This window comes from Psychromonas antarctica (assembly GCF_022267535.1).
GTDB classification, from domain to species: Bacteria; Pseudomonadota; Gammaproteobacteria; order Enterobacterales; family Psychromonadaceae; genus Psychromonas; species Psychromonas antarctica.
Genome location: NZ_JAHNZV010000001.1, coordinates 57,532 through 80,399, shown reverse-complemented (window position 1 = coordinate 80,399; position 22,868 = coordinate 57,532). Strand labels below are relative to the sequence as shown.

The window sequence follows — 22,868 nt, the reverse complement described above, 5'->3', positions numbered from 1 at the left end:
GTTTTAAATAAACCAGCCATTTCTGTTTTATTCTTGCGAATTAACAAACGGTGATGCTGCACTATGCAATAACCAGCATGCGTCAATATCGACTTGACCTGCACGGCTAATTGCGGTTGCATTTTCAGACGTAAAAATACGTGCCGACATAACGGCTGCGCCATTATTGATAAATAGTTCTAGCGATGAGTTATCTGACAATATGTGCAACTGCACAGATTCAGACGTATCAAGAGACAGTTCTCTAACGGTATCCCCCTCACGGATCAGGGTATTAGATCTATCTAAATAGAGTTTTTTGCTTTCTTTATCTAAGCGTATTTCACAATATCCCGATTCGGATTGATGTACCTGCAATGAACTTCCCCACTGCATAGTGACTTTTAATTCGAATGCTTTGCTTTGTAGATCAAAAACCCCCTCACCTGCAGGTATACTGATAATTTCACCGCGCAGTGACTGCAGCTCTGTGATCGGCCGCTGTATTAACTGGCCATTTTCATAAGATAATTGGCGCAGCGTGGTTAATTGATGCATCCAGCCGTTATCAACGCTTGGGTGATTGGCTTCATCGGGCAAACCCATCCAAGCACACATCACACGTCGTCCATCAACAGTTTGTAATGACTGCGGCGCATAAAAGTCAAAGCCATGATCGAGCGGCTGTGGATCGCAAAGCTGTACTTTTCCGTCACTGTCCAGCGCCGCTTTAAGAATGCAGTTATGATGTGGAACAGTGTGGCTCGGGTACGCGGATTTAATCCCCTGCGGGCAAATAACAATAAAATCTTGATTATTTAAAGTAAAGAAATCAGGGCATTCCCACATATAACCAAAATCACCGAGCTCGTCACCACACAAGGCAACAAAGGTCCATTTCTTAAGATCATCTGATTGATAGATAGCTAAACGGCCAATTTCATCTTCACGCTGCGCGCCAAGTAACATTAACCAGCGATCATTGTGACGAATAACCTTAGGATCGCGGCAATGTGGTGTTACGCCAGGCGGCAATTCACTGATAACAGGGCCTTGCTTAGTAAATGTAATTCCATCTTTTGAGGTCGCTAAACATTGCGTGGTATGTCTGTCTCGTTGCTCATCAATACGCACATTCCCGGTATAAAAAAGCATTAGCTCATCGCCCTGACTGACGGCATGACCTGAGAAAACACCATGACTGTCAAACCAATCAGAAGGGGTAAGCGTCAGTGATTGTGATTGCCACTGCCAGTTAACTAAATCTTTACTGGCCAGATGGACCCAGTGCTTATCTTTATGCTCACAGGCATAAGGGTATAACTGATAAAACAGATGATACTGCCCCTGATGATAGATAAAACCATTGGGATCGTTGAGTAACCCCTGTGGCGGAGAGATATGCCAATTAGGACGATGCGGACACTGAACGGGCACAAGATAATCCTGTGCAGCCGCTAACTGCTGCTGTGCAATCAACTTGCCAACTTGCAGTAACTGCTGTTCAAGCTCAACGTCATCAGCATCTTTACAATAAGTCACTTGCTTCAACGCGGAATGGTAGCTGCTCCGCACCAATTGAGCAGATAACAAGCCGCAATCTCGGACTTCTACGATAATTCGGGTATCTGGACTTAAAATGCGCACAACATTTTCAAGGCCACCACACTCATCAATAATTGATAATAACGACATACACCACCTTTATTTCTGGGAACGTTTGCAAAGGTAGCGATAAAGATTTCTTTTTGCAAGGAATAGACAAGGGCCGTTGTAAAAAATCGGAGCAAGATCTCGTTTACAGAACGAAAACGGAGGAGGAAAGTGCCCTATCAAGGCACATTAAAAGGCTTATTTCAGCAGCTTTGGCGATCAATCAGATCGAAGCTAAGCACTAATTTACTGACATCAGCGTGCTTGTTTTCAATCAAATCAAGCAGCATAGAAGATGATTTTTTCCCTGATAATTCAAAGGCATAGTTAAATGTTGATAAGCTAGGCGTACAAACCTGACCTAACTCGTCATTGCCTACACCCAGCACTTTAATATCTTTCCCGGGTACTTTACCCGACTCAGTAATAGCTTTCATTGCACCTATTGCAATTCTATCCGTTGCACAAAACAAAGCATCTAATTGCGGCCACTCAAGGAGTAATTTTTTAGTCTGCTGGTAGCCAGATTCAATGGTAAATTCACCACGACTGTGAAAAAGGGGGGAAATCTGCTTAGCATGTTGCAAAGATTGTTGCAGTCCCTGAAATCGATGTTGGTCAACCGCAATATCTTGACTATTAACACCGATAAAACCAATATTTAGCGCGCCAGACTCAATAAGTCGCATCCCAGCACTAAAGCCAACGCGAATATCATCATGAATCACACTGGGGATATTAAACAGTGAACCATCCTGACCAATTAACACAATAGGCACTGTTGACTGGTTAATCGCTTCAATCAAAGGCGCATCTAAGTGGGTTGCATAAAGCAATATCCCCTCAACGCGGCGTTGATTAAAACGGATGATATACTCAATCTCTTTGCCATTATCCTGCTTACTGTTGGCCAGTAAAATATGTTTTCCGGCCTCTTCAAAGACTCCGCTAATTCCTTCCAGACCTTGCGCCACGGCGTTTGAGGAGATCCTTGGCGTAATCACACCTATCAAGTGCGTCTTTTGTGATTTCAGATCGCGGGCCACTTGATTGGCCATATAACCGCATTCAGCTATCGCTTTTTGGACTTTTTCTTTGGTAGTTGTTTTTACGCCGTATTCATTGTTAATAACACGGGATACCGTCGATTTTGAGACACCGGCTAATTTTGCCACGGCATGCAATCCTGACATGGTTTTCTCCTATAATTTTAAATAGTTACAATAAATAATAAGCAAAATGATGGCGACCAAAAAAATCAGGCCAAACTATCATTTATACAGATAAAAAGATCGAAATCACATTTATTCGATAAACCGCTTGAAAAAAAAACCACCTTGGCCAAGAATTAATCTTGCAAACGTTCCCGGAAGTTAATTAACCAATTTCTTAACTAACACACAAATGATAACACGGAGTAAGTTATGGATTATCCTAAAATTGCAGCCGAGCTTGTAGAAATGCTCGGCGGCAAAAATAATATTAAAGCATTGGCACATTGTGCCACCCGCTTACGTCTTGCGATTGAAGACGAATCGCTAATTGATGAACAAGCTATTGACTCACTTGACGGCGTTAAAGGGCAGTTTAAAGTCGCCGGTCAATATCAGGTTATCTTCGGCTCAGGCATCGTTAACCAAGTCTATGCGCAAATGGCCAAACAAACGGGTCTGGAAGAGATGAGCACTAAAGAGGTGGCATCTGCCGGTGCTGAAAAACAAAATATTATTCAGCAAGCCGTTAAGGGGTTATCAGATATATTTGTACCTATTATCCCTGCTATTGTTGCTGGCGGTCTGTTGATGGGGATCTTTAACGTATTAGTCGCACCTGGGTTAATTGTTGATGGTCAATCACTGATTGAAGCCTATCCTGGGTTAGCCGATCTTGCATCGATGATTAATACTTTTGCTAATGCGCCTTTTGTCTTCTTGCCTATTCTTATCGCCTTTTCGGCCAGTAAAAAATTCGGTGGGAACCCTTACTTAGGAGCGGCACTGGGTATGCTGATGGTGCATCCAGATCTGCTTAATGGTTGGGGCTTTGCTGGTGCAGCTGTTTCTGGCGATATCCCTGTTTGGAATATCCTCGGTTTGGAAATAGAAAAAGTAGGTTACCAAGGTTCAGTATTACCCGTCTTAGTGGCGACCTATATTTTAGCAAAAGTTGAAAATGGTCTGCGTCAGTTTATCCCATCAGTATTAGATAACCTGTTAACACCGCTGCTTGCACTCTTTATTACCGGTGTGCTTACCTTTACCGTTGTCGGTCCCTTCACGCGTGATATCGGCTTCCTACTAGGTGACGGTTTAAACTGGTTATATGATTCTGCTGGCTTTATCGGTGGCGCAGTATTTGGGTTCATGTATGCACCCTTTGTCATTACAGGTATGCATCACAGCTTTATCGCCATTGAAATACAACTTCTTGCAGATGTTGCGGTGACCGGCGGTACCTTTATCTTCCCTATTGCTGCAATGTCTAATATTGCCCAAGGCGGTGCTGCATTAGCAGTAGGCTTTACAACTAAAGATATCAAACTCAAAGGTATTGCCATTCCATCAGGTGTAACGGCGCTATTAGGTATTACTGAGCCGGCTATGTTTGGTGTGAACTTAAAACTGCGCTACCCGTTTATTGCCGCAATTTGCGCGGCAGCCTTATCAAGTGCTTTTTTGACATTATATAATGTCAAAGCAAGTGCACTCGGCGCAGCAGGTCTACCGGGTATCATCTCTATCCGTACGGGTGATGTTACCCCTTATGTTATTGGTATGTTGATCTCTTTTGCTATCGCATTTGGCCTAACTATCGTACTCGGTGCAAAAGCTAAAGCGAAACAAGCTAAGCAAGCTGTGGCAAAAGAAATGCAGACAGCATAATTTCAGCGAATAATCATTCACGTAAAAAACCAGTATTGCCTTTTTGATACTGGTTTTTTGTACATAAAAAATAAGAGGTTATGATGAATAGAGTTTGGGTTAGCGGCGATGCCGTTGTAGATTTAATTCCAGAGGGCGCAACAACTTACCTAAAATGTCCGGGCGGTGCCCCCGCTAATGTGGCGGTTGCCGTATCCCGTTTAGGTGGCGACAGCGCTTTTTTTGGCCGTGTCGGTGAAGATCCCCTCGGACGGTTTATGAAACAAACGCTAAGTAGTGAAGGCGTTAATACTGAATTTATGGTTCTTGCTCAAGCACAGCGCACCTCAACCGTAGTCGTTGACTTAGATGAAAGCGGTGAGCGCAGTTTCACTTTTATGGTTAAACCCAGTGCAGATCAGTTTATGCAGCCCTCTGATATCCCGGTTTTTTCAGAAAATCAATGGTTACATATTTGCTCTATTGCACTGGCTAATGAGCCCAGCCGTAGCAGCACGTTTCTAGCCATGCGCCAAATCAAAGACGCGGGTGGATTTGTCAGTTTTGATCCCAACTTGCGTGATGATGTATGGACAGATCAAAGTGAAATCAGATCGGTTGTATTAGATGCGGTTGCCATGGCGGATGTGGTTAAATTCTCCGATGATGAGTTACTGTTTTTAACCAAAACTGATACCTTAGAAGCGGGATTGGCTGTAATTAAAAAGTATCACAATAAGTTGGTTTTAATTACGCAAGGGGCAAAAGGCGCTCTGCTCATTACCGAAAATCATCAGCAACTGATTGCAGGAAAAGCGGTCAAACCTGTTGATACGACAGGTGCTGGTGACGCGTTTGTGGGCGGCCTTATCACCTATCTTGCACAAAGTGATTGCTGGAGTGATATTGAACAGATTCGTCAAGCAGTAAAATGGGCAAACGGGTGCGGTGCATTAGCGACAACTCAAAAAGGAGCTATGACCGCGCTACCATTACGCGGCGAGCTGAATCAATATCTGCTTAGTTTAGCGTAAAAAAGTTGCATCGTTGGATCGTTCCTGTGAGGAGAATAGAGTATGAGTGTAAAGGAAAGATTGCTAGGGTCAGAGCGTCTAGTTAAGTGGATAAAGTATGTACTTTATACTCAGATAGTTATTGCCGTTTTAGCAATTATATTGGGGCTGATAGAGCACCACTCATTATCGTCTTATCAGAACGGCATTTACAATTCTCTAGAGGAAGCGTTTGACGATATACAGTTAGCCATTACTTTGTTACAAGGCGTGGGGATACTTTCTCTCCTCGCTTTTATCGCTTCGGCACTATTGATTGTGCCATGGATATATAGAGCGAATGATAATGCCCGTCAGCTTGGCGCGCAGAATATGAGTTATACGCCCGCTTGGTCGATAGCCTATTATGTTATTCCTATTTTTAATCTCTGGAAACCTTATCAGGCAATGAAAGAGATCTGGATAAGCAGTCACAACTCAAGTCATTGGCACGCTGGCAAAACACCGCTCATTTTGCCGCTCTGGTGGGGGTTATGGATTATTTCTAATCTGCTGGGTCAGTCTATTTTCCGTTTATCAGCAACGGCTGAATCACTGCCTGAACTGTATAATCTCAACCTACTCTCGCAACTTTCCAATATTGTAGATATTCCACTGGCGTTAGTGACGCTGGCAATGATAACGGCTATTCAACGGATGCAGTGCAAGCGCGTTAACGATTAACAAACGTGTTGCGTACAAAAATCAGTCCGCTAATAACTGCAGATAGTAACACCAGTCAAAACCGCTGCCGGGATCGCTCTTGCGCCCCGGTGCGATATCGCTATGCCCCACAATACGTTGCTTAGTTATCGCCGGATACCGCTGTTGCAGCTCAGCGGTCAGTGTAGCCAGCGCCTGATACTGCGCCTGTGTATAGGCAGAGCTGTCCGTTCCTTCAAGCTCTATCCCAATGGAATAATCATTGCAGGCAGCAATCCCCTCAAAACTCGACACACCCGCATGCCAAGCGCGCTGCTCAAAAGGGACATATTGTTCGATATTACCATCACGGCGAATAACGCAGTGCGCAGACACTTCTAAACCCACTAATTCAGCAAAGCTAAGGTGTGCATGGCAATCTAAGCAGCCACTGAAAAGTTGCTCAATAGCCTTGCCGCCATACTCGCCCTCAGGCAAGCTGATGCAATGGATCACCAATAAACTGATTAAGGTATCAGCAGGACGTTCATTACAAAAAGGGCTTGGGATTTGTTTGGCTGGCAAATAGCAGCCTAATTTATTGATCACAATGAACAGGTCCTTTCACAGATGAGGGACAGCTGTAAGCTATCGGCTAATCCTTATCTTAACGTAAAATTAAAACAAAAAAAAAGGCGCTTAACGCGCCTTCTTGCAATTATTAAATAAAGATTATTCCCATTCAATAGTCGCAGGTGGTTTACCTGACACATCATATACAACGCGAGATATGCCATCAATCTCATTAATGATACGGTTAGAAACATGACCGATCAGCTCATAAGGAAGATGTGACCAACGTGCAGTCATAAAATCGATAGTTTCAACGCAACGTAATGAAACCACCCAATCGTATTTGCGGCAATCGCCCATTACACCTACTGAGCGTACGGGTAAAAAAACCACAAATGCTTGGCTTACTTTATGGTAAAGATCAGCTTTATGCAGCTCTTCAATAAAGATAGCATCCGCTCGACGCAACAGATCACAATATTCTTTCTTTACTTCACCAAGTACACGCACACCCAAACCAGGTCCTGGGAACGGATGGCGGTAAAGCATATTGTACGGCAGACCCAATTCTAAACCGATTTTGCGTACTTCATCTTTAAACAACTCTCTCAATGGCTCAACCAATCCCATCGCCATATCAGCAGGCAATCCACCGACATTATGGTGCGATTTAATCACATGCGCTTTACCCGTTTTAGAGGCAGCCGATTCGATAACATCGGGGTAGATAGTGCCTTGTGCTAGCCATTTTGCATTGGCTAATTTTTTCGATTCTTCATCAAAAATTTCCACAAATACACGGCCGATTATTTTACGCTTAGCTTCCGGCTCGCTCTCACCCGCCATCTGCTCTAAAAAACGATGCTCAGCATTTACATGAATAATGTTTAATCCAAAACGATCGCCAAACATATCCATCACCTGCTGCCCTTCGTTTAAACGCAGTAAGCCGTTATCAACAAATACACAGGTCAGTTTATCGCCAATCGCACGTTGCAATAACATTGCAACAACGGAAGAATCAACGCCACCAGAAAGACCGAGAATCACTTCATCGTCACCAATCTGCGCTTTCATTCGTGCAACGGCATCTTCGATAATAGAAGAAGCTGTCCAAAGCGTCGCACAACCACAAATATCCACTGCAAAGTGGCGTAGCATACGTTCACCTTGACGTGTATGGGTAACTTCAGGGTGAAACTGCACACCGTAAAAGCGTTTTTCTTCGTTGGCAATGGCTGCAAACTGGCAAGTTGCAGTATTGGCGATAGTTACAAAACCATCAGGAATTGCAGAGACTTTATCACCATGGCTCATCCACACATCTAATAGTGCGTTACCATTATCAGCCACTGCATCTTCAATTAGCTTAAACAACTCGCTAGGGGCTTGCACTTCAATTTTTGCATAGCCAAACTCGCCTTCCCCTTCCCCTTTAATAACCGCCCCGCCAAGTTGCTCAGACATAGTTTGCATGCCATAGCAGATACCTAAAACAGGTACGCCAGCATTAAACACATATTCAGGTGCTCGGGGCGAACCACCCGCAGTTACACTTTCAGGGCCACCAGCAAGAATAATACCGTTAGGATTAAACTCTTTAATATCTTGCTCATCAACATCCCAGCTCCAAAGCTCACAGTAAACACCTATTTCACGAATGCGACGTGCAATTAATTGTGTATATTGAGAACCGAAATCTAAAATCAGAATTCGCTGCTCATGAATGTTTTTGCTCATTGAATTATCCTTTTTAAAGCATAAAAGAGGGCTAGGCCCTCTTTGAAATAGTTTTTTGACCTTGCTTAACTAATAAGCAATTGATTAGTATTGACTAAGAGCGGTAGTTCGGCGCTTCTTTAGTAATAGCAACATCATGCACGTGGCTTTCGCTCATACCCGCACTGGTAATTTTAACAAACATCGCCTTAGTGTTCATATCATGGATTGTCGCACAGCCTGTTAAACCCATAGATGAACGGACACCGCCCATTTGCTGATGAATAATTTCTTTGACTTTACCTTTATAAGCAACACGCCCTTCAATACCTTCCGGTACCAGTTTATCTGCCGCATTATCTGATTGGAAATAGCGATCAGATGAACCTTGTGACATCGCGGCTAATGAGCCCATACCACGATAAGACTTATATGAACGACCTTGATAGAGAATAATCTCACCCGGAGCTTCTTCTGTGCCTGCAAACATACTGCCTACCATTACACATGACGCGCCAGCTGCTAATGCTTTGGCTATATCACCAGAGAAGCGGATACCACCATCAGCAATAACGGGAATACCCGTCCCCTCAAGTGCTTCGACTGCATCAGAAATAGCGGTTATCTGTGGCACACCAACACCCGTAACAATACGTGTTGTACAGATAGACCCTGGGCCGATGCCAACCTTAACCGCACTACAGCCTGCTTCAACAAGCGCCAAAGCCCCTTCACCCGTGGCAATATTACCACCGATAATTTGTAAATCAGGGTAGCGAGAACGGGTCGCTTTAATGCGATCTAATACACCTTGAGAATGGCCATGTGAAGAGTCAATTAACAACACATCGACTCCAGCATCGACTAAAGCATCGATCCGCTCTTCATTGCCCGCACCAGCACCAACAGCAGCACCAACACGCAGACGACCTAATTCATCTTTACACGCATTCGGTTTACGTTCCGCTTTACGGAAATCTTTAACGGTGATCATGCCTTTCAATTTAAAATGATCATCAGTTAATAATACTTTTTCAATACGGTGAGCATGCATTAATGCTTCAATTTCATCACGTGGAGTATTTGGTTTTGCTGTTACTAAATCCGCTTTAACGGTCATTACAGCTGATACAAGTTTATTTAAATCAGTTTCAAATAAAACGTCACGGCCAGTAATAATACCGACTAATTCACCAGAGGCTTCAACAACAGGGTAACCTGCAAAACCATTTTTTTCGGTTAACTGCTTAATTTGCCCTAAAGTGGTTTCTGGTGACACGGTTACCGGGTTTGCAACAACACCACTTTCATGGATTTTAACTAAACGGACTTCTTCAGCTTGCAGCGCAATAGACATATTTTTATGAATAAAACCAATGCCACCTTCCTGCGCTAAAGCAATAGCGAAACGCGCTTCGGTTACCGTGTCCATCGCGGCAGAAACCACGGGAATGTTTAATGATATAGTTGCAGTTAGTTGGGTTTTTAAATCTGCAGTATTTGGAAGTACAGTCGAGTGACTTGGTACTAATAATACATCATCAAATGTTAATGCATCTTTGGCAATTCGTAACATTGCAATATCTCACTTATAGTTGGGAGGGTTTTTCACTATACTCAAATTTCTGAGTACGATATTGCGATGGGATTTTAATCGTTATCTGTGCTAACTACAATTAAAAGTTAACTTGTTTAGCAACTCTTTTTATCATTGCTTAGAAAATGCTAAGATCTAGCTCAATTTTCACTGTTAACAGATTGCGATAATCCATAATGATCTCACAAAATAAGAATATTTATAGTGTCAGCAGCCTCAACCGTGCGGCCAAATCTCTTTTAGAAACGGGCCTTGGGGTGATCTGGTTATCCGGTGAAATTTCCAATTTAACAATCGCCGTGTCAGGCCATTGGTATTTCACCCTTAAAGACCACAGTGCACAAGTACGCTGCGCAATGTTTAAGGGCAATAACTACCGTAGCGGTTTTACGCCTAAGCATGGACAACAAGTGCTTATTCGCGGAAAATTAAGTCTTTATGAAGCACGTGGTGATTACCAGCTTATTATAGAAAGCATGGCACCCGAAGGTGATGGCCTATTAAAACAGCAATTTGAAGCATTAAAATGCCAACTTGCTGGCGAAGGTCTATTTGCTGAAAACCATAAAAAACAGTTACCACAAATACTGAAACGGATAGGGATTATTACATCGTCAACCGGCGCGGCTCTACATGATATTTTAAGTGTACTAAAACGCCGAGATCCACGCCTACAGGTCATTATTTACCCAAGTCAAGTACAAGGAGTCGGTAGCGCTGAGTCCGTCGCCGCGCAAATTCAACTTGCTAATGCACGTAATGAGTGTGACGTCCTAATAGTCGGACGCGGAGGTGGTTCACTGGAAGATTTATGGTGTTTTAATGAAGCGATAGTCGCTTATGCGATTTTTAATAGCCGATTACCTATTATCAGTGCCGTCGGTCATGAAATTGATGTCACCATCAGCGACTTTGTGGCCGATATACGCGCCGCGACCCCCTCAGCCGCAGCAGAGCTAGTTAGTCAAAGCAAAGTGTTTGTAGAAACACAGTTACAGAACTTGCTGACACGTTTAAAAGGCGCCATGTCAGGCCGTCTGCAATTAAATACACATCAGCAGAATTTATTAAAACAGAAATTACTGCAGCACGATCCTAAACATAAGCTGCAGCAACAAAACATGCAATTAGATGAACTATCACGGCGACTGCTCCATGGAATGGGTAAAATACTCGATCAAGAGACACACAAACAGCAACAGCAACAAAACAGGTTATTGCAGTTTAGCCCGGAGCAGACAGTTAATATTGCACTGCAAAAACAACAACAACTTAAAACCCGTTTACAGACAGCAATGTTAAGTAAACTCAAGCAAAGTGAGCGAAATTTACAGAGTAACATAGCACAATTAAATACGGTTAGTCCGCTGGCCACACTGGCACGCGGTTATGCTATTGTTAAAGATAAAAAAGGCAAAGTCACCACAGATGCCGCGTCACTCGCGGTGGGGGATGAAATAAACGTGCGTCTGCATGAAGGTGAGATTAAGGCGCAGGTGTTGTAATAATTGGCTTACCTATAAAGCTTTTATTTATTAAGTTGCGGGGCTAAGGTTATTCCTGAGCAGGGAAACAGCCTCGACTCCAGTTAATAAGGTCGTTATGAGTCGAATATTGTCGATTGACTCAGTGCAAGAGAACTACTACTAAATGATGAAAAATATGATAAATATAAGTTTACAAAGTCTAAAAGTGGCCACTACGAGTCTACTGTTCTTCGTTTCGATCAATACAATGGCAGCGAGTTGCCTTGATGTTTTTCCAACAGTTTTGTCATCTTCCGCAAGTAATGGGAAAGCTGAATTCGAGCAGAGTGTTGTTCTGAATGGGACAAATGGTAGTATCGATATTGAAGTTAAAAAAGATGCGACAACCAATAGTAACCCCAGCTGTGTTTCTCAAAAATGCGTAGACTCAACTAACAGAGCAAAAGCTTTCATATTACCTCCATTTCAGCAATCTAATTCAAGAGAAGACCACACGATTAATAATGGTAACACACTCAGTTTAGATCAAGGTTCGTATGATAAAATAAAGTTAAATTATCAAGCGACTGTACGCTTTACGCAAAATAACGAAGTTACATTTATCAAAAAATTAGAAGCAAATACAGAAACAACTATTATTTTTGAAGCAGGTGTTTATTGGATTGATAATTTTAATATTGACTACAAAACCAATGTCGTCATTAATGGAAGCGATAAAGTAACGTTAATAATTAACTCTTCCAATTTTAATAATGCAACAGAGGTTTCTTTTAATGTTAGCGGGACACCTGAGCAGTTAGTATTAATTGCATATGAAAATCTTAAATTTGCATATAAGGCGGGCTTTAAAGGATTCATTTATGCTAACAAAAACATCGAGCTTGCAAACGAAAGTAATTTCGAAGGAGCAATAAATGCAGATGATATTAAGTTAAAGTATAAAGCCGCCATTACCTATGCCCCTAATAGTATTGAATCTGCTAACTTCAACAGTTTCTGCACTGTGAGTTCAGCGTCTGACTTAACCGGTAACTTGAATGTTGATAATACCTTTGAGGCTTATCTTTCAACCAATGATTCCGTGCAAGGCACTTTTCTTACATCGGGAACTGATTGGCCTACAACCTATGTTCTGGCCAGTTCATTAACAGCCGGACAGGATTATTATTTGCATATAAAAGGGACTGATTTAGGAGGGGTAGCAGGCTTTCTAGGTGATTTTGAAATAACAGGGACAGATCATACATTTTCAAATGGTCTTACTACTCTTACTACCAATAAAAGTGATTGGGTTGTGAGTACAGTAGGCTGGAATAATTATAAGCCAGCATCGACCTATGGCGTTAACGGCGTTGCCCCTTGGGGAACCAGATCTGATGTCGATGCTAGTGCGCAATGGATTTGGTCATCAAATAATAATGCCCATAACGAAAACTACTTTTCCACTAAGATTATTTCGCCAAATATCTGTAGCAATACGCTAAATGCCGTCGGCATTAAAATTGGCGGTGAATGGTGGCATGACAGGTCACTAGGCAACACAAGTGAAGCGCTAGCCATTTATGCTGCTTGGCTTGATGCAGGTTCACCAGCCTCTGGTTCAATAGATAATAACACTTATTATGTAACTGCAAGTGGTTCAAGCTCAGTTGACCGCATAGACTTTGGCGGCTCAGAACACGATTTCACCGGAACATTACCCTACCCAGGTGTTAGTGGTGAAGACTTTTTAGTGCATACATCAGGAACGCTCAGTTTGCCCGCAGGTGACTACACCATTTATGTTGAGAGTGATGATGGTTTTAGTTTTGTTATGAATACGCTTTCTGGCGACACGGTTTCATTCAACAAGTTTGGCAATTCAAACAGCGGCGATAGTAATGAGTTGAGATATGAAAGACCAACCAGCAATTCAAATACGGGTGGCTCTTTCACCTTAAGTCAAGACTCTGTATTTGACATCGCGGCGATATTTTTTGAACGTGGCGGCCAAGACTTTTTAGAAATATCCATTGCCAATGACATACGTACTAATGCCGCACCTAATGGTTATCAAATTCTACGTGACGGTGCTCTTAACGGCAAAGTGAAATTTGGAGAATGCTCAACGCCCTCTCAAATCGATCATTATGAAATAAGTCATGATGGTAATGGGGTAACCTGTGCTGCTTCTTTAATTACGGTGACCGCTCATGACGCTAACCATGCTCCTGTTAATGTTCTTAACGATACCAGCCTCACTGTCACAACTAATCCATCAGTTGATAGTATTATCTCATCTCCGGTAATCATTTCTGCTGGTACCTCTTCGGCATCCTTTTATCTTAATCAGGGGAGTCCATTAAGTAATATTGATATTGATGTTACGGATGGCGCAGCCAGTGACCCTGATGATGCGGGGACAGAAGATCCAGTCATAAATTTTTTGGATACCGCCTTTAGATTCTATGTAAATGGGAGTCATACCGATAGCACCGCAATAGGAACTCAGATAGCAGGAAAGCCTTCTGGGACAGCACCAGGAAATCAAACACTCACGTTAGGCGCCGTTCGAACGAATACGGATACGGGTGCTTGTGAAGCAGCATTAGAAGGCACGACAGCAGTTGAACTCGCCTATGAATGCAACGATCCAACTACCTGTACTGCCAGCGATCTACTATCATTAACGGGTGTAAACACGGCGACGATTAGTCGAAATGATAATGCTGTCACACCTAAAAGCTATAGTAGTGTCAATATGAAATTTGATGCGAATGGTATTGCTCCATTTTCATTTAATTTTAGTGATGCGGGGAAAATCACTTTGTATGCTCGAAAAACGGTTGCTGCCAAATCGCCACAACCTAGCTTTACTTTACTGGGTCAAAGCAATAAATTTGTGACTCGACCTTTTGCTTTTCATATTGACGTTCCGGATAATCCAAGCGCCACTAACGCAAATGAAGGAAAATTTAAAAAAGCGGGGGAAAGCTTTACTACTACGCTGACAGCCAAACTGTGGCAAGCGAGTGATGACAACAATAATGATGGGAAGCCTGACAGCAATAATGCATTAAGCGACAATAGTGTAACGCCAAATTTTGGCAATGAGGTCACCCCTGCAACAGCCAATCTTACACATACCCTTGTTTTACCGATCTCTGGAAATAATCCCCCCTTGCTTAATAATAGTTTCAGTAACTTTAACAGTGGCATCAGCAGTCGTAGCGATCTAAGCTGGGCTGAAGTTGGCATTATAGAATTTAATGCAGAACTGAGTAATAACAATTATCTTGGTGCGACTGATGTAACAGGTAATGTACCTTACGTCGGCAGATTTACCCCCGACCATTTTACTTTGTCATCGAGCAGTGTTTCCTATGCAAGTAGTGGCCTTATGGATATGAGTTATATGGATCAGCCAAATCTTCTGCTGTCTTATACACTTGAAGCGCGAAATGCTAATGATGTTATAACGAAGAATTATCAAGGAGTGTTCGCTAAAGCGACAGTAGGCATACAAGCTGAAAATAATAACGATGGCACAAACTTATCAACTCGATTATCCGGTGGCGGGAGCAACTGGATTGGCGGTATTTATTCTCAAGCTAACGCCACTTGGACTTTCCATCGCGCAGCAGTAGAGGATGGTCCTTATGATAATCTTCTGCTTGCCATCAGTATCAGTGATACGATCGATAATGTGCCACTAGAAGGTCTTAATATCAATGTAAATACAGCGGATCCAAACTGTGCTCCTAATTGCACTGCAAAAGTACTTAATAGTACAAAAAGTATCGTTCGATTTGGCCGTTGGATTCTGGAAAATAGTTACGGGCCGGAAACCATCGCTCTGCGTGTACCGATGCAAACTCAATACTGGGATGGCAATGCCTTTGTCACTAATAACGCGGATAGCTTTACAACCTTTAGTTCATCTTCAGCCAGTATAAGTAATAACGCATTAATTCCTTCACCAGTCGCTAATCCTACTATTTCTGGCAATGGAACGTTTAATAATGGAGAAAGTAAACAATTGATACTTTCCTCTCCTGGAGCAGGCAAGCATGGGTCGGTAGACGTAACCTTTGATGTGCCTAATTGGCTTAAATTCGATTGGAATAATGGGGGGTTATATAATGAAAATCCTTCTGCGCAGGTCAATTTTGGACTTTATCGCGGCAATGATCGCATAATCTACCGCAGGGAAGTTTTTGAGTGATATTGCGGAAAGCATTTTTCAGTTCTGTACATTTGGGGCGTGGACTTTAGTCCACCTGTTAGCAAACCAAGCGGACTAAAGTCCGCGCCCCAGTTTTGTCTTTTCAAGACAAGGTGCTGAAAAGTAATCAAAGTGATAAAATTGATTAAAGCCTAAGCGTTTATAAACTGCTCGCCTCGACGGTTATTTGACGGCGGGTATTAATTTGGCTATTTTTACAAGTTGCCTCGCTGACCACTGTATAAATGGTGGGAATACCAGCAGAAGCGGCTCTCGAAGTACAGCTATAATCAGCGCTACAACCATGAAAACCAACTGTATCCGGAAGGATGGCCGTTGTTTTTGAAGCTTCACACTTTGTGCCTACAGCACCTGATATTTGTAAAGGAAAAATCTGTGCCAACCCAATTTCACTAGCGGAATAGGCAGACAGATAAGCACGAGCCGCATACACCTCGTAACTTGTACTCTCGGCACTATCACGTTGTAACGACATTAGTCCTGCCCCTAATAGAGAAATAACAATAATCACAAAGATAGCGATAATAATCGCACTGCCCGACTGTTTTTTTATTGAGTAAGCATTTTTTTTACGGATATTAGCTTTATGGTACATTGTTGATATGCACGGTTTGTTCAACTGGCATCCTCTCTCCATTAGGGTCTAATAAGAACTTAGCTTGTACTAACCCATTGCGTTGCAGTGTGGCATCCTTTACTGAAAAACTACCACTTATATTCTCTGCCATCAGCACACCATCAGCACACTGACTTCCACGGCGTAGTTCATTATTGCTATTAAAATAATAGCTAATATTATTGCGGATAATATAAAGTCGTTTAGCCGGAGATGCTAACAGGAAGCTCGCATCACCGGTAAAGGTCAGGATATCTTGACTCGCATTAATTCCATCAATAGCCCAAACATTATTAGTATTAATCCCGCTAATAGCCTGCACCGTATTGCTCGCATTTAATTCACTTTGCTCGAGCAGATAAACAACGGCTTTATCTTCTGCTTCTACAGTGTAGTCTGAAATTGTCGCTATACTTCCGCTACTTTTACTTAATGGAAAAATAGGGAAATCCCCTGCATAGATAGAACTAGCAACTATCGGAGTGAAAGTTAAACACCACCCGTCATTGTCTGTCACATTGTATTTTTCTATAGTGGCGCTATTGGGTAGCGCATTAGATACTTCTCTACGTAGGCGTTCCATCATAAAACGGGCGCTGTTCAAAGATTTGTCTCGATCGGTAATATCCGTATAAAGATCGACCCCAGTGGTGATATAACGGCTGGTCGCTATGCCTAATGCGGAGAGGATAATAATCACAGTGACCAATTCAATTAGCGTAAAGCCTTTTTGTAAAAATAATGGAGTCCTTGCCATTAATAATTCCCCTTTAACGCAGAAAAACGTATCTGTTCATTACTGGGGGTTTTGATACTCACATCGATACACTTCATTGTCACGCCACTCACTGTCTCTGCAGCAACCGCGATTTTTACAGAGTAATTTTCATATTGCTGAGGTAAATCCTTAGCCAATACATCCCCATAAATACGCACATTAACAAAACCGACGGTAATGAAATCATCGACATCATTGAATTCTGCGTGCTTCCTTTCTTGATCAGAGCCTATTTCGTCACCTTCTGGTCCATAACTTATAGCACTAGTACAACTGACTAGTTGCGCAGGCGATAATATATCCCAAATTTCACCACAGCGATAATAGCCGCCGTTATGATCGGAATTCTGATCATAAGCGCGCGATAGTATATCTTGCATAATACTCTGTCCGAGCTGCGAAGCGCGCAGGCGGTATAAGGGTTCTAGCGCATCTTTGCTTTGTGATATCAGCATCGTATTCATTACCATCATAGCGATTGCCAATACGACAATCCCCACTACTAGCTCAACCAATGTAAAGCCGTGGGTTCTATTAGTCACAGTTTTGCTCTCCATGAATATAGCCCTCCGACTCGATCTCAACACATAACCCGTTATCACCGTAGAGACGAATAGGGCTGACAGCTGAATCGGAACTTAATGTGCCATTCTTGATATTAAACCGGTATTCAGCGGGCGTTAACATGCCTTTAGGAAAAGTGACGCTATTATATCGATTGTAACTCTCGTCACTACAATAATTGGAGACAGGTGTTACACAGGAATTAGCATTTCTCGCCGTCTGTTCATGATAAAAGCAACTATCCTTCACCACCAGCCAGTAACAGCGATTATCCGCTAGACCATCGGTCGGGTCAGCATTCATACCTTGCAGCTGCACTAAACGCAGGCGGGCTATCAATTGATCGCGTACAGTATAATCTTCAAATCCTGACTTACTAGTCAATTTGGGAATAACGGTAACAGACAAAATGCCAAGCACAATAATCACTATCACCAGCTCAATGAATGTAAAGCCGGCCTGTTGAGTTAGTTTTTTATTAGCAAGCAATAATCGCATTTTCACTTTATATAAGCCCTTTTAACAACCTGTTTCATTAATAATGATTGTCGGATTATCACCCTCTTTCTGAGCACCTTGGTATGAAATATTACAGTTTGCAATAGATCCAGGTCCCTCTTTGCTCCAAAGGTAAAGCATAGCAAGGCTTGCCGATGAAGCGGGGCGATTAAAATAAAACCACTGTGCTGGATCCAATTCAGTAATTTGCATTATATCTTCCCAAGCTCCCTGTGGATAACCATAACGTGTGCTAACTGTAAAAGGCTTGCTATTCCTCTTTTCTACACTAAATGGATTGTCTAAATTAATCGATATAGTGCCCGACACTTGATTATCAACGCCCATTATCAGTGCTTTAGCATAAACCAAGTTCGTAGCCCCCTCTAGAGACAGTTTAGTGCCTTTTAATACCAAAATATGGGCAGCATGCCGCATCTCAATATATTTATGCAGCACAAACGCACTTAAGATACCGATTAAAGTCACAACGAGGAGCAGTTCCGGTAAAGAGACGCGAGATTTTCCATGCCGATATTTTAATTGGCGCATATTATTGTTCAGCCTTAACGTAGTTGGACGTTGATTTTAGCGCTAACAAAATAACCAGACAAAGTTGATTAGCAACCAAAGAATAACTATTATGGGCAGCCCGAAATGCGAATATCTGGCCGCTCGCCTTTGGCCGCTTGCGTATATACAAGCTGGCAACCACTGTCATCACCTTTAAGTAGAAAGGTTATAACGCCGTTACTACCATTAAGTTCCCAGTCATCTTTATTATTTATATTAATAACTCGCTTTAAATTATTTTGTAATCCCTGCGGATACCCGTATCGCACTTTTATGCCTGATAATAGTACTTTATTCGCTAGCGTCTCTTTAGCTTCAATAACAGCCTTGCTATAAGTGAACCTTGATGCTGTTTCTAAGGATGCTTTTAACCCACTCATTGCGCTTTGACGTGCATCGTTTTGCAAGTCGATAAATTTAGGTACTGCTATTGCAGATAAAATCCCTAATATGATAATAACAATCACTAATTCAATTAATGTAAAACCCGATTTTTTTTTCATGTGGGTTCCTGTAGCGAGAAATCACTGCCAACTGTATTGACTGACTGACTGAATTTATTTACATGCGTATATGCATTACCACGCAGAGCGTGGGAACGAGATATATGCATTACCACGCAGAGCGTAGGAACGAGATAATTGTTATATGCATTACCACACAGAGCGTGGGAACGAGATAAACAAGGTAAAAAAATCCCACAATAAAGTGGGATTTAAAATTCATGATGCAAATAAGTTAAAAATTAACAATCGTCATCATTAACAGTAATAACAGGGCGCTCTCCAGCAACTGCATCATTGTAAGTAACAGTACAAGTTGATGTTTGTGTCGCTCCTGATGCAACAACACTAGTAATAGTTACGATGTTAGTTCCTGGAGTTGCAGTCCAATCATCTGCACTTAACTCAATGGCATCTATAATTCCGTCTGCAGTTGCTGCTGGGTAACCATTTACAAGTTGAACATTAGTCGTAGTGGCTGCGGCGGTAGATGCTTTTTCAACCCCTTCAATTGCTGCACGCGAATAAGATAAAGTAGCAGCCCCTTCCATCGCTGCTTTAACACCTTTTATCGCTGATGCACGTGCATCACCCTGTAGGTCGATAAATTTAGGCACCGCGGTTGCTGCCAAAATACCCAAAATAATAATGACAATAACTAACTCAATTAACGTAAAGCCCGACTGTTTTTGCATAATATAACTTTCCTTTGTTGAGAATATGATCTGACATTTATGTTCGACCATCGATAATTTAAAATATTAAACTTCTTTGTATTTGATAAGAGAAGTTTAACCTAAAATAAAGCGCTCTGTGTAATAAAAGTTTACCTCATATCACGTTATGACTTTAAAGCTGGCTCAATAAATAAAGCAATTGTTATGCCACTACCAAGCAAGCCGGCAATTAACAGCCTAACGAACTGAATATTAACAACCTAACTGACTTGGCAATATTTTATTAAGGCTAAATTCTAACCAAGTATTCACTAACACCGATCCACTTATAAGTTGTTAGCTCCTGTAAACCCATTGGGCCTCTAGCGTGTAATTTTTGCGTAGAAACAGCGACTTCAGCACCTAAACCGAATTGGCTACCATCAGTAAAACGCGTGCTTGTATTCACATAAACAGCAGCGGAGTTAACGCCATTCACAAATTTATTAGCAAGAGTAAAATCGTTAGTCAAAATACCGTCAGAGTGACCAGAGCTATGGGCGCGAATGTGCGCCATGGCTTCATTTACATCGTCAACCACTTTGACACCTAAATGCAACGATAACCATTCACGAGAAAAATCGCCTTCCTGTGCCAGTGTTGCTTTTTCTCCTAAAATTGCTTTAGCTTTACTTTCCGCCACTAAAGTAACCCCCGATGGTGTTAAGTGCGCGGCTAATTTAGGTAAAAAATCAGCGGCAATTCTTTTATCGACCAGCAGTGTATCAAGCGTATTACAGACACTTGGACGCTGCACTTTGGAATTTTCGATAATAGCTAATGACTTTTCTATATCGGCACTTTGTTCAATAAACAGATGACAGATACCGATACCGCCAATAATCACCGGAATATTGCTGTTTTCTTTACAGAACTGCTGTAGACCCGCATTACCTCTCGGGATAATCATATCCACATACTGATCCATTTTTAATAACTCGCCGACTAATGCGCGGTCAGTATTTTCAATATATTGTACCGCCGTTTTCGGTAAGCCCGCTTTTTCCAGTGCAGATTGAATCACTTTCACTAATACCAGATTTGAATTAATGGTTTCTTTACCACCGCGTAAAATACTGGCATTACCTGTTTTCAAACAAAGTGCAGCAATATCGATCGTGACATTGGGACGCGCTTCGTAAATAACACCAATCACGCCAACCGGCACACGGCGTTTGCTGAGCTTAAGACCATTTTCAAGCAACTTGCTATCAAACTCTTCCCCCACGGGATCGGCTAATGTAGCGACATTACGTAAATCGCTGATAATGCCTGCTAAACGCGTTTCATCAAGCAATAAGCGATCTAATAATGCCTCCGTTAATCCCGCATCAATTCCCGCTTGAATATCTAGCTTATTAGCTTTAACAATCTCACTTTCATTAGCTTGCAACGCCACTGCAATCGCTTCTAACGCGGCATTTTTTTGTTTGCTATCGGCGATGGCAAGTTCATAACTTGCTTCTTTTGCGAGTTTTCCTATCATTTGTAAATTCATTTTTTTTCCTTATTTGATTACCTGTCGGCAATGTTCATGTTATCTATCAATGCGAGTGTTATTTATAACAACACTAAATCATCACGATGGATCACCACGCGACCATGCTCAAAGCCTAAACAGCCTTCTATTTTATCAGAATGTAACCCTTTGATTTTCTCGATTTCAGTACGTTGGTATCTTGCAATACCCCGCGCAAGCTCTTTACCCCTTTGATTGGTAATAGCAACCACATCACCACGTAAGAAATTAGCGGTTGTGCCCGTTATCCCTTTTGCTAATAAGCTACTGCCACAATCAATAATTGCTCGCTCTGCACCGGCATCAACAATAATAGAGCCGGCAATACGCGATCCTGCAAAAATCCAATTTTTACGCGCCTCTAAAGGACATTTAGACGAGGCAAAACGAGTGCCAACCGATTTATTGTTGGCGGCATCAATAATCACATTCGGCCTATACCCCGAAGCAATGACGACTTCGACCCCTCCTCGATGCGCAACCGTGGCGGATTCAATTTTAGTCGTCATTCCGCCGGTTCCCAGTCCACTCACACTGCCGCCAGCAAGTGCATGAATCTCATCAGTAATGACGTCGATTTCAGACAATAACCGGGCATCTGGATAATGACGAGGATCGGCTGAAAACAGCCCCGCTTGGTCGGTTAGCAGTAATAACTGATCCGCACCAGCAAGTAATGCCACTAACGCAGAAAGATTATCATTATCGCCTACTTTTATTTCATTCGTTGCGACTGCATCATTTTCATTTACCAAGGGGATAATGTGATGTTTCAGCAACGTTTTGATGGTATCGCGTGCATTTAGGTAGCGCGCATGATCATCTAAATCAGCTCGCGTTAACAACATCTGTCCAACATGCAAACCGTAAATTCTAAAGAGGCTTTCCCACTCACGTACCAATTGACCTTGACCCACAGCCGCCAGCATTTGTTTGTTGGCAATAGTCGGTTCAATGTCAGGCATATTTAAATGCTCTCTGCCTGCCGCTATGGCGCCTGATGTCACTACGATAATTTGATGCCCCAGCTTTTGCAACTGCGCGCATTGACGCACGATTTCAACCATGTGGGCACGATCTAATTTTGCTGTGCCATTGGTTAGCACGCTGGTTCCTAGCTTAACAACAATTGTCTTTATATTCGTTTTCATGCTTATTTCATTTTGAATTAGGAGTTATAGCAAATCTACTCATTATCTATTCATTTAATGAGTGAAATTGCTATTAAAAATATAAATTCCCATGCAGCGCATAGGAACTGCAAAATATCGAACGCTCTAAAATAAAAAACAGCAACGAGTTTATCGCTACTG

Annotated in this window: 19 protein-coding genes; 5 read left to right on the top strand and 14 right to left on the bottom strand. The window is 42.2% G+C overall.

What is annotated here, in order from left to right:
- Positions 1-27 precede the first annotated feature (27 nt).
- The gene (locus KSO91_RS00335; protein WP_238740175.1) at positions 28-1,674 is read right to left on the bottom strand and encodes a glycoside hydrolase family 32 protein; all 1,647 of its coding nucleotides are present in this window, start codon (positions 1,672-1,674) and stop codon (positions 28-30) included.
- A gap of 161 nt (positions 1,675-1,835) precedes the next feature.
- Positions 1,836-2,825: a LacI family DNA-binding transcriptional regulator gene (locus KSO91_RS00330; RefSeq protein WP_238740173.1), complete on the bottom strand. Its 990-nt coding sequence runs from the start codon at positions 2,823-2,825 to the stop codon at positions 1,836-1,838.
- 231 nt (positions 2,826-3,056) lie between these two features.
- On the opposite strand from KSO91_RS00330, the gene KSO91_RS00325 reads away from it, so the two are divergent.
- The 3 genes from KSO91_RS00325 to KSO91_RS00315 all read left to right on the top strand — a co-directional run bounded on the left by KSO91_RS00325 (position 3,057) and on the right by KSO91_RS00315 (position 6,229).
- Positions 3,057-4,514: a sucrose-specific PTS transporter subunit IIBC gene (locus KSO91_RS00325; protein WP_238740171.1), complete on the top strand. Its 1,458-nt coding sequence runs from the start codon at positions 3,057-3,059 to the stop codon at positions 4,512-4,514.
- 80 nt (positions 4,515-4,594) lie between these two features.
- Positions 4,595-5,527 carry an aminoimidazole riboside kinase gene (locus KSO91_RS00320; protein WP_238740169.1) on the top strand — a complete coding sequence of 311 codons (933 nt, stop codon included), beginning with the start codon at positions 4,595-4,597 and terminating at the stop codon, positions 5,525-5,527.
- Positions 5,528-5,569: 42 nt separating this feature from the next.
- Positions 5,570-6,229 (top strand): DUF4328 domain-containing protein, encoded by a 660-nt coding sequence (locus KSO91_RS00315; RefSeq protein ID WP_238740167.1) that lies wholly within the window; start codon positions 5,570-5,572, stop codon positions 6,227-6,229.
- 21 nt (positions 6,230-6,250) lie between these two features.
- Here KSO91_RS00315 and ampD read toward each other — a convergent pair whose 3' ends face one another.
- From ampD to guaB, 3 genes are all read right to left on the bottom strand, one after another.
- Positions 6,251-6,796, bottom strand: coding sequence for a 1,6-anhydro-N-acetylmuramyl-L-alanine amidase AmpD (ampD, locus tag KSO91_RS00310; protein ID WP_238740165.1), 546 nt, complete (start codon positions 6,794-6,796; stop codon positions 6,251-6,253).
- A gap of 123 nt (positions 6,797-6,919) precedes the next feature.
- Positions 6,920-8,500 carry a glutamine-hydrolyzing GMP synthase gene (guaA, locus tag KSO91_RS00305; protein ID WP_238740163.1) on the bottom strand — a complete coding sequence of 527 codons (1,581 nt, stop codon included), beginning with the start codon at positions 8,498-8,500 and terminating at the stop codon, positions 6,920-6,922.
- Between the two features lie 94 nt (positions 8,501-8,594).
- Positions 8,595-10,055 (bottom strand): IMP dehydrogenase, encoded by a 1,461-nt coding sequence (gene guaB / locus KSO91_RS00300; RefSeq protein ID WP_238740161.1) that lies wholly within the window; start codon positions 10,053-10,055, stop codon positions 8,595-8,597.
- A gap of 197 nt (positions 10,056-10,252) precedes the next feature.
- Between guaB and xseA the strand changes: the two genes are divergently transcribed.
- Positions 10,253-11,581, top strand: coding sequence for an exodeoxyribonuclease VII large subunit (gene xseA, locus KSO91_RS00295; protein WP_238740159.1), 1,329 nt, complete (start codon positions 10,253-10,255; stop codon positions 11,579-11,581).
- A 157-nt stretch (positions 11,582-11,738) separates the two neighbouring features.
- Positions 11,739-15,767: a DUF6701 domain-containing protein gene (locus KSO91_RS00290; RefSeq protein WP_238740157.1), complete on the top strand. Its 4,029-nt coding sequence runs from the start codon at positions 11,739-11,741 to the stop codon at positions 15,765-15,767.
- 160 nt (positions 15,768-15,927) lie between these two features.
- Here KSO91_RS00290 and KSO91_RS00285 read toward each other — a convergent pair whose 3' ends face one another.
- From KSO91_RS00285 to proB, 9 genes are all read right to left on the bottom strand, one after another.
- On the bottom strand, positions 15,928-16,407 hold the full coding sequence (locus KSO91_RS00285; RefSeq protein WP_238740155.1) for a hypothetical protein: 480 nt from the start codon (positions 16,405-16,407) through the stop codon (positions 15,928-15,930).
- Positions 16,373-17,161 carry a PulJ/GspJ family protein gene (locus tag KSO91_RS00280; RefSeq protein ID WP_238740153.1) on the bottom strand — a complete coding sequence of 263 codons (789 nt, stop codon included), beginning with the start codon at positions 17,159-17,161 and terminating at the stop codon, positions 16,373-16,375. The genes KSO91_RS00285 and KSO91_RS00280 overlap by 35 nt, the downstream gene beginning before the upstream one ends.
- Positions 17,161-17,724 (bottom strand): type IV pilus modification PilV family protein, encoded by a 564-nt coding sequence (locus KSO91_RS00275; RefSeq protein ID WP_238740151.1) that lies wholly within the window; start codon positions 17,722-17,724, stop codon positions 17,161-17,163. Before KSO91_RS00275 ends, KSO91_RS00280 begins: the two co-directional genes overlap by 1 nt.
- Positions 17,717-18,244, bottom strand: a complete 528-nt coding sequence (locus KSO91_RS00270) for a type II secretion system protein (protein WP_238740353.1) — start codon at positions 18,242-18,244, stop codon at positions 17,717-17,719. Before KSO91_RS00270 ends, KSO91_RS00275 begins: the two co-directional genes overlap by 8 nt.
- A gap of 21 nt (positions 18,245-18,265) precedes the next feature.
- Positions 18,266-18,796 carry a type II secretion system protein gene (locus KSO91_RS00265; protein WP_238740149.1) on the bottom strand — a complete coding sequence of 177 codons (531 nt, stop codon included), beginning with the start codon at positions 18,794-18,796 and terminating at the stop codon, positions 18,266-18,268.
- Positions 18,797-18,885: 89 nt separating this feature from the next.
- Complete coding sequence (locus KSO91_RS17575) at positions 18,886-19,320, bottom strand: prepilin-type N-terminal cleavage/methylation domain-containing protein (protein WP_275113854.1); 435 nt, start codon at positions 19,318-19,320, stop codon at positions 18,886-18,888.
- A 242-nt stretch (positions 19,321-19,562) separates the two neighbouring features.
- A complete protein-coding gene (locus KSO91_RS17570) occupies positions 19,563-20,015 on the bottom strand; it encodes a prepilin-type N-terminal cleavage/methylation domain-containing protein (protein WP_275113853.1) in 453 nt (150 codons plus the stop codon).
- 271 nt (positions 20,016-20,286) lie between these two features.
- Positions 20,287-21,534: a glutamate-5-semialdehyde dehydrogenase gene (locus KSO91_RS00250; protein WP_238740147.1), complete on the bottom strand. Its 1,248-nt coding sequence runs from the start codon at positions 21,532-21,534 to the stop codon at positions 20,287-20,289.
- Between the two features lie 62 nt (positions 21,535-21,596).
- Positions 21,597-22,706 carry a glutamate 5-kinase gene (gene proB, locus KSO91_RS00245; protein ID WP_238740145.1) on the bottom strand — a complete coding sequence of 370 codons (1,110 nt, stop codon included), beginning with the start codon at positions 22,704-22,706 and terminating at the stop codon, positions 21,597-21,599.
- Positions 22,707-22,868: the final 162 nt, after the last annotated feature.

Coding starts and splice junctions, on each gene's coding strand:
- KSO91_RS00315 (WP_238740167.1), top strand. CDS start 5,570: ATGAGTGTAAAGGAAAGATTGCTAGGGTCAGAGCGTCTAGTTAAGTGG.
- KSO91_RS00325 (WP_238740171.1), top strand. CDS start 3,057: ATGGATTATCCTAAAATTGCAGCCGAGCTTGTAGAAATGCTCGGCGGC.
- KSO91_RS00280 (WP_238740153.1), bottom strand. CDS start 17,161: ATGGCAAGGACTCCATTATTTTTACAAAAAGGCTTTACGCTAATTGAA.
- KSO91_RS00265 (WP_238740149.1), bottom strand. CDS start 18,796: ATGCGCCAATTAAAATATCGGCATGGAAAATCTCGCGTCTCTTTACCG.
- KSO91_RS00330 (WP_238740173.1), bottom strand. CDS start 2,825: ATGTCAGGATTGCATGCCGTGGCAAAATTAGCCGGTGTCTCAAAATCG.
- KSO91_RS00290 (WP_238740157.1), top strand. CDS start 11,739: ATGATAAATATAAGTTTACAAAGTCTAAAAGTGGCCACTACGAGTCTA.
- guaA (WP_238740163.1), bottom strand. CDS start 8,500: ATGAGCAAAAACATTCATGAGCAGCGAATTCTGATTTTAGATTTCGGT.
- KSO91_RS00270 (WP_238740353.1), bottom strand. CDS start 18,244: ATGCGATTATTGCTTGCTAATAAAAAACTAACTCAACAGGCCGGCTTT.
- proB (WP_238740145.1), bottom strand. CDS start 22,706: ATGAAAACGAATATAAAGACAATTGTTGTTAAGCTAGGAACCAGCGTG.
- xseA (WP_238740159.1), top strand. CDS start 10,253: ATGATCTCACAAAATAAGAATATTTATAGTGTCAGCAGCCTCAACCGT.
- KSO91_RS00320 (WP_238740169.1), top strand. CDS start 4,595: ATGATGAATAGAGTTTGGGTTAGCGGCGATGCCGTTGTAGATTTAATT.
- KSO91_RS17570 (WP_275113853.1), bottom strand. CDS start 20,015: ATGCAAAAACAGTCGGGCTTTACGTTAATTGAGTTAGTTATTGTCATT.
- guaB (WP_238740161.1), bottom strand. CDS start 10,055: ATGTTACGAATTGCCAAAGATGCATTAACATTTGATGATGTATTATTA.
- KSO91_RS17575 (WP_275113854.1), bottom strand. CDS start 19,320: ATGAAAAAAAAATCGGGTTTTACATTAATTGAATTAGTGATTGTTATT.
- KSO91_RS00250 (WP_238740147.1), bottom strand. CDS start 21,534: ATGAATTTACAAATGATAGGAAAACTCGCAAAAGAAGCAAGTTATGAA.
- KSO91_RS00335 (WP_238740175.1), bottom strand. CDS start 1,674: ATGTCGTTATTATCAATTATTGATGAGTGTGGTGGCCTTGAAAATGTT.